Below are 12,786 nucleotides of genomic sequence, written 5' to 3'. Positions count from 1 at the left end.
CACCATGCCCAAGTCGAAGGTCCGCAAGAAGACCGACTACACCATCAACCCGGCCAGCCGGACTCCGGTGAAGATCAAGGGTGGCGGGCCGTCCCCGGTCTGGTACGTGACGATCATGCTCGGGTTCATGTTGGCCGGGCTGGTCTGGCTGCTGGTCTACTACCTGGCGGGTGAGCAGCTCAAGTGGATCAACGATCTCAACGCGTGGAACTTCCTGATCGGATTCGGCCTGATGGTGATCGGCCTGATCATGACCATGCGCTGGCGCTGATTACAGACATGTCATTCATTCACATCTGTGGATGACCCTGTGGACAACTCGAGGAAAACCGTGGGAAATCCCGTGGAACCGGCGCCTCGTCTTGCCTGGACCACACCGACACCGGCCCTCATCGTGGTGACGATCGGCGGGGTGGTCCTCGCCGGTGCGGCGATCGTGGCCAATGACGGGGCCAGTCGACTGCTCATCGGATTGGCCGCCGTCGGCCTGCTCGGCCTGTCCGCCCTCGGATTCCGGCAGCGCCCCCGGCTCACCGTACTGCCCGGACCGGACCCGAAGCTGGTCGTGCGCACCCTGGCGGGTCCCGCCGAATACACCCGCGATCAGATCACCAGGGCCAGGGTCGTCGCCTACCGCCGCCTGGGCCGCAAAATGCCGATGCTGGAGATCGATGTCGAGCACGACGGCGCCGAGCGGCTGCTGATCTTCGGCCGCTGGGATCTGGGGGCCAACCCCAATGACGTCTTCGAATCCCTGATCACCAACGGGCTGGCCAAATAGCTCCGCTCACTCCAGCGTGATCTTGGAGATCACCACCGGTTCCAGCGGGCGATTGTTGCGGTCGGTCTGGATGGTCGCGATGGTGTCGACCACCCGGCGCGAATCCTGGTCCAGGACCGCGCCGAAGATGGTGTGGCGCCGATTGAGATGCGGCTGCGGACTCACCGTAATGAAGAACTGCGATCCGTTCGTCGCCGGACCGCCATTGGCCATGGCCAGCAGGTAGCCGCGATCGAAGCGCAACTCCGGATGGAATTCGTCGGCGAAGGTGTAGCCGGGACCGCCGCGGCCGGTGCCCGTGGGGTCACCACCCTGAATCATGAACCCGCTCATCACCCGGTGGAAGAGCGCGCCGTCGTAGAACGGGCCGGTGCTGCCGCCGCTGGCATTCTCGGTGGTGTACTGCGCGGAGCCGTCGGCCAACGCGCGGAAGTTGCGCACCGTCTTGGGAGCGTGGTGACCGAAGAGCGCGAGCCTGATATCCCCGTGGTTGGTGTGCAGGATCGCGGTCGAGGTCTGATTCGGTGAGGTCACGCGGGACATCGTCCCATGCGGCACAGCCGATTCCGGGGATCGGGTGTGACGGGCCGCCTACTGCGCGATCCGCCCCGCTGTGCCAGAGTGGTCCCATGACTTCGGCGCGCTTGCATCTGTCCGCAGGTACCCGCAATCGGCTGCTGCTCGCGACCGGTATCGCCGTCGCGGGCGGGGTGGCCTGGCTGGTGCGCAGCAGGCGGCCGCAGCCGCCTGTCCCCGCGCCCGCCCCGCCGCGAATCGGATACTCCCGCAACGGTTCCAGCCCGGCGCCCGCCGCGGTCTGAGCAGAGAAGGCCGCATCCCGATCCAGGCGGTGCTCGGGGGAACCGGATCCGGATGCGACCGGTTGAATCATGCGCCCGGCCCGGCGCCGCGGCGCGGGTAGCGAACTACCCGATTCACTTCGGGTCGGTACTCGACCCGACCCACTCCAGCGGTTGCACCACGATCCCGTTCGGATCGCTCACCTGGAAAAGCCTTTCGCCCCATGGCTGTTCGAGCAGCGGCAGGGTGATGTTCGCACCCACCGCGCTCCGCCGCGGCGGCATACTCGACGGTGAAGACGAGGGCGAAACCACCCGAGGCCACATTCCGCTGTTTGTTGCGGCAGTATCTCCAGGCCGAGTTCGTGTATCGCGATACCAGGGAGCGTCGAGCCTGGTCAGCGCGACGAATCCCGGCGCGGCGATGTCCGTGGCGTGCCGATGCTTATCGAACCCCTGTACGACATGCCCGGACCGTGTGCGACACGCGACAAATCCGACCGATTTCGGGCCGGGACGGCGGCCCGCGAAGCGATTCGCGACACACCTGGACCGGTCGGCACGTTTTTCCCGATCCAGGCGAGCAACTGACCAGTTTTTTCGAGGTCGCTGTAAAACCTTGCGCGACAAGGTATTTGAGAATTGCGGTGACGATCACCCCCGCAATTTCCGCCATTGGGCGTCCATGCGGCAAACCCGATGCGGCGATTCTCAGGTCGGACGACCCGAAAAATCTTCCAAAGTGACCCTCGCCGCGCGCACACAATCGCCGATCATCGCGTAGGATCGTTCACGTCGGCCCCTCCCCCCCGGGCCGACCTTACGCGGGCCTCGGCTAACTCCCCCCCTTCGCCGAGGCCCGCTCCCCATTTTTGGGCAGGCACAGTTGGAGTAGGTTTTTCAGCCTTCGAACGCGCGCCATGCGGCGGCCAAACGCTGCGCCCGCACCCGACCCGCGATGCCGAGCAGCGGACGATCGCGCTCCCACCGCGCGCGATGCGCCGGATTCGCCTCGGCCCAAAGCGGATTCAGCTCCTCGAGCAGCTCGGCCACAAAGTCGTAGACCCCGCCGAGCGCGATATGCGCACCCGGCGTGCGCCCGCCACCCGGCCGGTCCACCTCGAGTCCGCGCACCATCGCCACCCCCGCGAGCAGCCGCTGCGCCACCGACTCCGGCCAGTTCGATTCCCGCGCCACCCGCAGCAGCCAGCCCAGCGCGGCGGCGAGGACGTGCGCGTCCTCCAGGGTGCGGAAGGGTTTCAGGTAGTCGAGATAGCCGTCACCGGGTAGGGGGATCGCCGCCGCGGCGGTGAAAGTCACCGCCGCGTGCGGGATTTCGGGAACGAACGGTGCGGGCGGACGATCCTCGATCGCAACGCCGTCGGCTGTGGCGTCGACCAGCGCGGCCCGCAGCACATTGCGCTCCCCCTCCTGCCCCACACTGGCGACGACGACCAACCGCCGCGCCATTCGCCCAAGGGTGACAAAGGTTTTCGTCCCATCGACCACCCAACCGCCCGCACGCTCGGTGAGCCTCGCGCGGATCGCGGCGGGATGCGCGCCGTCCGCCTCGGTCGCGCACAGCGCCGAGGGCAGGCCCGCCAGTTCGGGCAACAGGCAGCGCAGCGCCTCCTGATAGCCGCTGAGAAAGGCGAAACCCAGCCGGTCGGCACCGAATCCGCCCGCCACCGCGGCATCCACCGTCCGGTCGAATTCGGCCGCCGTACGCAGATGCCGCGCCCACACCTCCTGGAGGGTGTCGAGCGGTTCGGGCGGCGCGGTCAGCACATGATCAAATACCGATTCCACGCCTGCACGGTAATCGGCCGAACCCGCCCGAACCGCGCCACACGGTCCGAGCGATCAACCGGCGAACACCCGACTGCGCGCGAACACACCCCGCGATCGAGGCTCACGAAGGGGTATCACTATGGGGAAGCCCTTCCGAAAAGAGGAGCCCCACCTGTGCCGAAACCCGAAGAAATCCGCAGAAAAGCACTCTTCGACAGCGAAGCCAGGCTCTCCTGGGTGCTCGCCGCACTGGCCGGGCTCATCGGCGCGGCGGCATTCATGCATACCGCCGGCTACTTCGTCACCTTCATGACAGGCAATACCGAGCGAGCCATCCTCGGGCACTTCCACGGCGAACCGGACCTCGCCGTACCGGCCGCGCTGCTGCTGCTCGCCTTCCTGACCGGTGTGGTGTTCGCGTCCTGGTGCCGCAGACACTTCTGGTCCGGACATCCGCACGGCCCGGTGCTGCTGACCACCGCATCCCTCGCCGTGGCGGCCGCCGTCGACCTGCTGCTGTACCTCGGCGCCACCACGCCCACCATCGACTTCGTGCCGATCCTGTTCGTCGCGTTCGGTGTCGGCGCGCTCAACACCTCATTCGTCAAGAACGGTGAGGTCTCGGTGCCACTCAGCTATGTCACCGGCACGCTGGTCAAAATGGGTCAGGGCATCGAACGCCACCTCGCGGGCGGCGACTACGCCGACTGGCTCGGCTACTTCCTGCTCTACGCCGCCTTCTCCCTCGGCGCGCTGCTGGGCGGGCTGCTCAGCCTGCTGGTCTCGGGCTGGGCGATGCTGGTCACCGCGACCGGGGTCTGCCTGGTCGTCACCTGCTACACCTACCTGCATCTGGATCGGCACGGTCCGCCCGCGCGTTGACGATCCCCCGATCAGACTGTGTGCGAGACTCCCCCCACCGAGGCGAAAGGCGATTTCGATGCGCACATTCAAACTCCAGGTGCAGACCACCATTGACGGCTACATGTGCGGCCCGCATGGGGAAATGGATTGGATGTCCCACCCCTGGAGCAGTGATCTCGCCGCGTATGTCACCGCGCTGACCGATCCGGTGGACACCATCGTGCTCGGCCGCAAACTCGCCGAGGGTTTCATACCCGCGTGGGCCGCCCGGCCGGAACACGAAACACAGGCGGCCATCGATAAAATGAACAACACCCCAAAGGTGGTCATCAGCGATTCGCTCACCGAATCCCCCTGGGACAACGCCACCGTCGCGGGCGGCGACCTCACCGCGGTGATCACCGAACTCAAATCCCGCCCCGGCGGCGATATCATCGCCTACGGCGGCGCCACCCTCGTCGCGGGCCTCATCGCGCACGAACTCCTCGACGAACTACATCTTTTCGTCAATCCCACCACCATCGGCGCGGGACTCCCCGTATTCCCCACCAGCGGATATCAGCGCTTCGCACCGGCCGGCGCGATTCCCTTCGACTGCGGCATCACCGTGCTGAAGTACGCGCCGAAACGCTGATCCATTGGGTGAGCGGGCCTTTCGCACGCTCACCCACCTTCGTCAGTCCAGATCCACGACACCCGAGCAGGTGACGGCGGGCACAGGGAAGAATCCGCTGTTCGCCACCGACACATCGATGCGGACCGGGCCGGAACCGGTCGGCACCCTCGGGAAATTCACATTGGCCGTATACGGCATCCCGACCCGCGCGTATCCGGTGACCGAACCGGATGCGCCGGTGTTCAGATTCGTCCACGTCAATGTCGGCCTGGTGTCATAGCCGAAAATGCTGCTGCCGCCGTAGACACTGATATCGGCCGACCCCGCCTGGTTGTACTGCGAGGCGATCACCTGCCCGCTGTAGGGCATATCGATAATGTTGGGACTGGACCCCTGGCACCCATTGGTCACCAGTTTGCCGCTCGGATCCGCCGCCGCCACACCGGCTCCCGCGAGACCGAGCCCCGCCACCACGACCGCACCCACCGCAACACGCGTGGCCATCATCGCAAAACGATTCCGCAACAAATTATTCCGCCTCTCGGCTCAGATCCCCGGAAATATCGCTCGAACAAGCAGCGGAACCGTAGCATCACGCGACCGCTGCGCCACAAGCCCCGAGAAATACCGCTATCGGCAATTCGACTGCTACCGAACGGAACCGATCCGAAGAGATCCGGACAGAACAAAGGCGAGCACTCACCGAGGAGCACTCGCCTTGTAAGCGGAGGAGCACCGAACCGCGCCGAGAGCGAGTTCTACCGTCCCCGTACGTGATTCAGTTTGCCGTGCCCTCGCGCCAGACATCGGCCTCGCCGCGCTGCCGAAGCTTGGAGATGCCAATGACGACCGCGACGACAACACCCAGAGTCAGAAGAATTTTCATGCGACCACCCTACCCGCGCCCCGAAACAAGGCGGCAGCCGAATCGATCCCACACCGCCCCGACCCCGAACAACCAGCCACTGTCGAACCTCACCCAACCTGACCGCCGCCGATTCAGGATCGTCCGCAACGCCATCACGCCGCGCCGGGCGCTCGCAGAGCGAACGCCCGGCGCGGCGGATACCGGTTGATCCGATCCAACACGAACTCCCTCGTCATCGGCTCACTCGTCATGCACCTGTCGAATCAACCAATCCCACGGGTCGTCGTGTGCATCACGATGAAGCCGAGACCACTCGGAGGTCGGACTCGCAGCGCTGTCGTTGAATTGCGCTCAGTGCATCCGACGGGCATGTGCGTGATGATGATCCCTACGATGGCCATGCATACCCATGGTCTCGTTGGAGACTGTGCCGCTGTCGACAGCCAGGGGCGGCACGTAGGAGACGACGTTCCCGCTGCGGTGCTCAGTATCCCGAACCTTGTTCTGGTCCATGATGCTTCTCCTTCCGGTAAGAACAGTGGGTACTTCCGGTCGATGAAACGTACTGCGCCTCACATACGACTACGACCCTATGTGTCGAATCCATTCCACACGCCACAGTTCGCCGAATTAGTGCCTGTACCTGTGCGATTGCACTTCGCGAACAGTCGACGATCCCGCCGAGCGACACCACTCCCACCAAACCATCCCCGCCGAAATCGTCCGCAACGCACAACGATTCCACCGACAACAGGCCCAACACCGAGAATCGGGACCAGCAGCGAACCCTACGCACAGCCCCACGGCCATCCGTAGCCAACAACGGACGACACACAGCCACGCAAGGACCAGGAATGCGGTGGCGGGAAGGCGAGCCAGGAGAAGGGGATCCGGAAGCTGACAGCGGAACTAACGCACAAGCGCGGGAGTCCGGAAGCTGCCGGTGAGACAGGCACCCAAGCAACGAAACGCAACCACCACGAACCGGGGGTCCGGGGGCGCCAGCCCGCCGGGTGGGGCGTGGGGGCTTCGCCCCCACAAAATACGCGGAACAAGAAACGGCCCATGCTCTCCATGAGCATGGGCCGCCTATCTTGTGGAGCCTAGGGGAATCGAACCCCTAACCCCTGCCTTGCAAAGGCAGTGCTCTGCCAATTGAGCTAAGGCCCCTCGACCACCAGGTGGTATCGATGATGATCCGACCGGGGTGGGAGAACCATAACAATCGTAGTGGGCCTAGGAGGACTTGAACCTCCGACCTCTTCGTTATCAGCGAAGCGCTCTAACCGCCTGAGCTATAGGCCCTCAAATTTGTTCTGTGAGCCGCTCGAAGCTGCTAACCGAACCGAGGCAGAAGATTACCCTACCGGCGGGCCGACTACCAAAACGGCCGGTACCGGCCTTGGGGAAGGCGGTACCGGCCGTAGGCGGAAGGGACCGGGATCAGTCGGGATCGGCCAGGGTGACCTGGATGCCGCCGACCAGATCGCAGCACTGGTTGTAGATGAAGACGCCGATGGTGCCGAGCGCGGTGAAAAGCACCACATTGATCAGCCCGATGACGCCCGCGTAGCCGAATACCGTTCCGGCGCTGATCAATCCGCCCGAACCGCTGTCGGAGGACACGATATCGGTGAAGCTGCTGTTGAGTCGGCCCCACACACCCATGCCTTCGAGCACGATGTAGAGCAGGCCGACGGCCAGCATCCAGACGAAGAACATGGCCACGCTGATCACCAGGCTGATCTTCAGCATGGACCACGGGTCGATGCGGCGGATCTGCACGGTGGCGCGCAGCGGCTCCCCGGAGGCCACGGATTGGGCCACCGCCACCGGGACGGCGGGTGAGACCGGCGGCTGCGGGCCGGTGGTCTCCGGATGCGGCAGCGGATGGCGGATCTCCGACAGGTCGGGCATGTCCTTGATCAGTTCCGGGCGGGCGATGCTGCGGGTGGGTCCGTCGATGCCGACGGACTTCACCATCGCCGCCTCCTTGCGGGCCGCCTTGGCGGCGAGATCCGCGGTGGTGCGGGCATTGGTCATCCCGCCGCCGAGACCGACCCCGCCGGTGGGTCGACCGGTGACCGGGGCCTGACCCGGCCGGTACAGGTTGGACTGTGGTTCCCGCTGCGGCAGCAGCGGACCACCGCTGCCCGGCGTCTCCGGGGCGGCGTCCATGCGGACGGTTTTGTCGCCCGGCGCCCCCGGCGGCCCGTCACCCGAAGCGACGGGCCGGGGAATCGGCCGCGGCGGAATCGGAGACGGTGCGATCCGCTCGGTCAGGCCGTTCGGGTGCCGCTCGTCGTTCGGCTGGTTCGGAGTCGTCAATGGGATTCCTTAGATCCGTTCGTTGCCGCCGCTTGAGGATTACTGATCGGAAGTACCACTGGGGCCATCGCCTGCCTCCGGATCGGGCTCATCGGCATTGCGCGCGATAGCAAGCAAGGTATCCCCATCCGCGAGGTTCATCAATCGCACGCCCTTGGTCTGCCTGCCCGCCTTGCGCACCTGGTTGGCCGCGGTGCGAATGACGCCGCCGCCGGAGGTGATGGCGTAGAGCTCGTCGATGTCGTCGACGATGAGCGCGCCGACCAGCGTGCCACGCCGCTCGTCGTACTGGATGGTCAACACGCCTTTACCGCCGCGTCCCTGCGGGGTGTACTCCTCGATGGCGGTCCGCTTGGAGTAGCCGCCGGAGGTGGCCACCAGCAGGTAGGTGCCTTCGCGCACCACGTTCAGCGACAGCAGTTCGTCATCGGCGTTGAACCGCATGCCCTGCACGCCGGAGGTGGCCCGGCCCATGGGGCGCAGCGCCTCGTCGGTGGCCGAGAAGCGGATGGACTGGCCCTTGGCCGAGACCAGCAGCAGGTCCTCGTCGGCGGAGCAGAGCACCGCGCCGACCAGTTCGTCATCCTCGCGCAGGTTCACCGCGACGATGCCGCCGCTGCGGTTGGAGTCGAAATCGGTCAGCTTCGACTTCTTGACCAGGCCGTTCTTGGTGGCCAACACCAGGTAGGGCGCGTCGTCGTAGGACTTGATCTGGATGATCTGGGCGATGCGCTCATCCGGTTGGAAGGCGAGCAGGTTGGCCACGTGCTGACCGCGGGCGGTGCGGTTGGCCTCGGGCAGTTCGTACGCCTTGGCCCGATACACCCGGCCCTTATTGGTGAAGAACAGCAGCCAGTCGTGGGTCGAGGAGATGAAGAAGTGCTTGACCAGGTCGTCCTGTTTGAGGCCCGCGCCCTGCACGCCCTTGCCGCCGCGCTTCTGCGAGCGGTACAGGTCGGTCTTGGTGCGCTTGGCGTAACCGGTCTCGGTAATCGTGACCACCACGTCTTCGCGGGCGATCAGGTCCTCGTCGGCCACCTCACCGTCGGCGGCGATGATGCGGGTGCGCCGGTCGTCGCCGTACTTCTCGACGATCTCGCGCAACTCGTCGCGCACGATGATGCGCTGCCGCTCCGGCTTGGCCAGAATGTCCTTCAGATCGGCGATCTCGGCCTCGATCTTGACCAATTCGTCGACGATCTTCTGCCGCTCCAGGGCCGAGAGGCGACGCAACTGCATATCGAGGATGGCGGTGGCCTGGATCTCGTCGATCTCCAGCAACCGCATCAGCCCGGTGCGCGCGGTCTCGGTATCGGCCGAGCGACGGATCAGCGCGATGACCTCGTCCAGCGCGTCGAGCGCCTTGACCAGGCCGCGCAGGATGTGGGCGCGCTCCTCGGCCTTGCGCAGCAGGTAGCGGGTGCGCCGCACGATGACGTCCAACTGGTGCTCGACGTAGAGCCGGATCATCTGATCCAGCCGTAGCGTGCGCGGCACCCCGTCGACGATCGAGAGCATGTTCGCGCCGAAGCTGGTCTGCAACTGGGTGTGCTTGTACAGGTTGTTGAGCACGACCTTGGCGACGGCGTCGCGCTTGACCGTGACCACGATGCGCATACCCGCGCGGTCGGAGGACTCGTCGTGGATATCGGAGATACCCGCGATCTTGCCGTCCTTCACCTGCTCGGCGATCGAGTTGATGAAGTTGTCGGTATTGACCTGGTAGGGCAGTTCGGTGATGACGATGGTGGTGCGGCCGCGGCTGTCCTCCTCGATCTCCACCACACCGCGCATGCGGATCGAACCGCGGCCGGTGGTGTAGGCGTCGTGGATGCCCTGGCCGCCGACGATCAGGCCGTGCGTCGGGAAGTCGGGTCCCTTGACCCGCTCCATGCAGGCCGCGAGGGTGGCCTCCTCGTCGGCCTCGTAGTTCTCCAGCGCCCAGGTGATGGCCTCGGCCAGCTCGTTGAGATTGTGCGGCGGGATATTGGTGGCCATACCGACGGCGATGCCATTGCTGCCGTTCATCAGCAGGGCGGGCACCCTGGCGGGGAGGACCACCGGCTCCTGCGAGCGGCCGTCGTAGTTGGGCACGAAATCGACCGTCTCGTGGTCGATTTCGCGCAGCAGCTCCATCGCCAGCGGGGTCAGCCTGCACTCGGTGTAGCGCATGGCGGCCGCGCCGTCATTGCCTCGGGACCCGAAATTGCCCTGGCCGTCGACCAGCGGGTAGCGCAGCGACCACGGCTGGGCCATCCGGACCAGGGTGTCGTAAATGGAGGCGTCGCCGTGCGGGTGGTAGTTGCCCATGGTCTCGGCGACCGGGCGGGCCGACTTCACGTAGCCGCGGTCGGGGCGGTAGCCGTTGTCGTACATCGCGTAGAGCACGCGCCGGTGCACCGGTTTGAGCCCATCGCGGACATCGGGCAGGGCGCGGCCGACGATGACGCTCATGGCGTAATCGATGTAGCTGCTCTGCATCTCGTTTTGGATATCGACCGGTTCGATCCGGTCACCGGCACCGCCGTTCGGGGGCAGCGTGGTCTCAGTCATGCAATGGTCTCCTTAGAAGCCTGGCCGGAAATGGCGCTGTCGCAGCGGAATTCCCGCCGGCTACACATCGAGGAAGCGCACGTCCTTGGCATTGCGGGTAATGAAGCTGCGCCGGGCCTCCACGTCCTCGCCCATCAGCACGGAGAACAGTTCATCGGCGGCGGCGGCATCATCCAATGTCACTTGACGCAGCACCCGAACCGCCGGATCCATGGTGGTCTCCCACAGCTCCTTGGCGTTCATCTCGCCGAGACCTTTGTAGCGCTGGACGCCGTCGTCCTTGTTGATCTTCTTCCCTGCGGCGAGGCCCGCCTCGATCAGGCCGTCGCGCTCGCGATCGGAGTACGCGAACTCCGGCTCGGTGCGCTGCCACTTGAGCTTGTACAGCGGCGGCTGCGCCAGGTAGACGTGCCCGTGCTCGACGAGCGGACGCATGAACCGGAACAGCAGCGTCAACAGCAGCGTGGAGATGTGCTGACCGTCGACGTCGGCGTCGGCCATCAGCACGATCTTGTGATAGCGCAGCTTGTTGATATCGAATTCGTCGTGGATACCGGTGCCGAAGGCGGTGATGATCGACTGGACCTCGTTGTTCTTGAGAACCCGGTCGATGCGCGCCTTCTCCACATTGATGATCTTGCCGCGCAGCGGCAGGATCGCCTGATACATCGAGTCGCGGCCGGATTTGGCCGAACCACCGGCGGAGTCGCCCTCCACGATGTAGATCTCGGACTTCTGCGGATCCTTGGAACGGCAGTCGGCCAGCTTGCCCGGTAGGCCACCCAGATCGGTGGCGCTCTTGCGGCGCACCAGCTCACGCGCCTTGCGCGCCGCGACACGGGCCTGCGCGGAGGAAACGGCCTTGTTCACAATGGTTTTGGCATCGGCCGGATTGGCCTCGAACCAGTGCGCCAGGTGCTCGTTGCAGGTGCGCTGCACGAAGGATTTGACCTCGGTATTGCCCAGCTTCGTCTTGGTCTGGCCCTCGAACTGCGGCTCGCTGACCTTCACGCTGACGATCGCGGCGAGACCCTCGCGAATATCGTCGCCGGTGAGGTTGCCGTCTTTGTCCTTGATGAGCTTCTTGTCCTTGGCGTACTTGTTGACCACCGTGGTCAGCGCCGCGCGGAAACCCTCCTCGTGGGTGCCGCCCTCGTGGGTGTTGATGGTGTTGGCGAAGGTGTGCACCGACTCCGAATAGCCGGAGTTCCACTGCATCGCCACCTCGAGCTCGTGGCCGGTGCCCTTGCCGGTGAAGCCGACCACCGAATTATGGATGGGCTGCTTGGTCCTGTTGATGTGGCGGACGAAATCCTCCAGGCCACCCGGATAGTGGTAGGTGCGGGTCTTGACCTTCGGCGCCGCGGGGGCCTCCTCGGCGCCCTCCTCCAGATGCTTGGGCGCCTCGGCGGTCTCGCTGACCACCTCATCGGTGATATCGCTCGCGGTGACGCGCTCATCGGTGAGGGTGATGGTCAGACCCTTGTTGAGGAAGGCCATCTCCTGCAGGCGGCGGGCCACCGTCTCGAAGTTGTAGGTGGTGCTCTCGAAGATCTGCGGATCGGCCCAGAAGCGAATGGTGGTGCCGGTCTGCTTGGACGGCTCGCCCTGGACGAGTTTGCCGGGGACCGCGTCCTTGTAGGTCTGGCTCCAGTGGTAGCCGTCGGTCCGGACCTCGGCCTCCAGCCGGGTGGACAACGCGTTGACCACGGAGATGCCGACGCCATGCAGACCGCCGGAGACCGCGTAGGCATCGGAGTCGAACTTGCCGCCCGCGTGCAATTGAGTCATGACGACCTCGATGGTCGGCACGCCCTGTTCATGCATGGCCACCGGGATACCGCGGCCGTCGTCGACCACCTCGACGCCGCCGTCGGCGAGCAGCTTCACATCGACCCTGGTCGCGTAGCCCGCCATCGCCTCGTCGACGGAGTTGTCGACCACCTCCCAGATCAGGTGATGCAGGCCGCGCTCACCGGTGGAGCCGATATACATGCCGGGGCGCAGGCGAACCGCTTCGAGCCCCTCGAGGACTTTGATGGAGGCGGCACCATAGTTCTGCCCGGAGTTCGAGCCCGATGCGTTGGAGTCGTTGGCAGCCACTGGTCGGTAGCTCTCCTTACTTGCTGATCCTGAAGGCAGCGGTCGAACAGCACACGTCGAGACCCATACTTCTTGACAGTTC

General features: G+C 65.2%; 12 protein-coding genes and 2 tRNA genes. 5 read left to right on the top strand and 9 right to left on the bottom strand.

What is annotated here, in order from left to right:
- Nucleotides 1–4 precede the first annotated feature (4 nt).
- Together crgA and D5S18_RS12545 are read left to right on the top strand one after the other, a co-directional pair.
- The gene (crgA, locus tag D5S18_RS12550; RefSeq protein WP_120040109.1) at nt 5–271 is read left to right on the top strand and encodes a cell division protein CrgA; all 267 of its coding nucleotides are present in this window, start codon (nt 5–7) and stop codon (nt 269–271) included.
- A 60-nt stretch (nt 272–331) separates the two neighbouring features.
- Entirely contained in the window at nt 332–781 is a 450-nt protein-coding gene (locus D5S18_RS12545; RefSeq protein ID WP_239003702.1) for a PH domain-containing protein, read from the top strand.
- A 6-nt stretch (nt 782–787) separates the two neighbouring features.
- Here the strand turns inward: D5S18_RS12545 and D5S18_RS12540 are convergent, their stop codons facing one another.
- Complete coding sequence (locus D5S18_RS12540) at nt 788–1,315, bottom strand: peptidylprolyl isomerase (RefSeq protein WP_120040686.1); 528 nt, start codon at nt 1,313–1,315, stop codon at nt 788–790.
- A 95-nt stretch (nt 1,316–1,410) separates the two neighbouring features.
- On the opposite strand from D5S18_RS12540, the gene D5S18_RS12535 reads away from it, so the two are divergent.
- Nucleotides 1,411–1,602: a hypothetical protein gene (locus D5S18_RS12535; protein WP_120040105.1), complete on the top strand. Its 192-nt coding sequence runs from the start codon at nt 1,411–1,413 to the stop codon at nt 1,600–1,602.
- A 114-nt stretch (nt 1,603–1,716) separates the two neighbouring features.
- On the opposite strand, the gene D5S18_RS36110 is transcribed toward D5S18_RS12535, so the two are convergent.
- Nucleotides 1,717–1,845: a VOC family protein gene (locus D5S18_RS36110; RefSeq protein ID WP_282434844.1), complete on the bottom strand. Its 129-nt coding sequence runs from the start codon at nt 1,843–1,845 to the stop codon at nt 1,717–1,719.
- A gap of 636 nt (nt 1,846–2,481) precedes the next feature.
- A complete protein-coding gene (locus D5S18_RS12525) occupies nt 2,482–3,390 on the bottom strand; it encodes an acyl-CoA dehydrogenase family protein (protein ID WP_120040103.1) in 909 nt (302 codons plus the stop codon).
- Between the two features lie 156 nt (nt 3,391–3,546).
- On the opposite strand from D5S18_RS12525, the gene D5S18_RS12520 reads away from it, so the two are divergent.
- Nucleotides 3,547–4,254 carry a YoaK family protein gene (locus tag D5S18_RS12520; RefSeq protein WP_120040101.1) on the top strand — a complete coding sequence of 236 codons (708 nt, stop codon included), beginning with the start codon at nt 3,547–3,549 and terminating at the stop codon, nt 4,252–4,254.
- A 58-nt stretch (nt 4,255–4,312) separates the two neighbouring features.
- The gene (locus tag D5S18_RS12515) at nt 4,313–4,870 is read left to right on the top strand and encodes a dihydrofolate reductase family protein (protein ID WP_120040099.1); all 558 of its coding nucleotides are present in this window, start codon (nt 4,313–4,315) and stop codon (nt 4,868–4,870) included.
- A 42-nt stretch (nt 4,871–4,912) separates the two neighbouring features.
- Here D5S18_RS12515 and D5S18_RS12510 read toward each other — a convergent pair whose 3' ends face one another.
- The 6 genes from D5S18_RS12510 to gyrB form a co-directional block, all read right to left on the bottom strand.
- Complete coding sequence (locus D5S18_RS12510; protein ID WP_147403941.1) at nt 4,913–5,356, bottom strand: hypothetical protein; 444 nt, start codon at nt 5,354–5,356, stop codon at nt 4,913–4,915.
- 1,461 nt (nt 5,357–6,817) lie between these two features.
- Nucleotides 6,818–6,890: transfer RNA gene (locus D5S18_RS12505), tRNA-Ala, on the bottom strand.
- Between the two features lie 61 nt (nt 6,891–6,951).
- A tRNA-Ile gene (locus D5S18_RS12500) sits at nt 6,952–7,025 on the bottom strand.
- Between the two features lie 138 nt (nt 7,026–7,163).
- Complete coding sequence (locus D5S18_RS12495) at nt 7,164–8,048, bottom strand: DUF3566 domain-containing protein (RefSeq protein WP_120040095.1); 885 nt, start codon at nt 8,046–8,048, stop codon at nt 7,164–7,166.
- A gap of 39 nt (nt 8,049–8,087) precedes the next feature.
- The gene (gyrA, locus tag D5S18_RS12490) at nt 8,088–10,601 is read right to left on the bottom strand and encodes a DNA gyrase subunit A (protein ID WP_120040092.1); all 2,514 of its coding nucleotides are present in this window, start codon (nt 10,599–10,601) and stop codon (nt 8,088–8,090) included.
- A 60-nt stretch (nt 10,602–10,661) separates the two neighbouring features.
- On the bottom strand, nt 10,662–12,704 hold the full coding sequence (gene gyrB / locus D5S18_RS12485) for a DNA topoisomerase (ATP-hydrolyzing) subunit B (RefSeq protein WP_120040090.1): 2,043 nt from the start codon (nt 12,702–12,704) through the stop codon (nt 10,662–10,664).
- Between the last annotated feature and the right edge of the window lie 82 nt (nt 12,705–12,786).

The sequence above is a fragment of the Nocardia panacis genome (genome assembly GCF_003598715.1).
GTDB lineage: Bacteria > Actinomycetota > Actinomycetes > Mycobacteriales > Mycobacteriaceae > Nocardia > Nocardia panacis.
The sequence above is the reverse complement of the archived record's forward strand: the minus strand, read 5'-3'. Positions and strand labels throughout refer to the sequence as shown.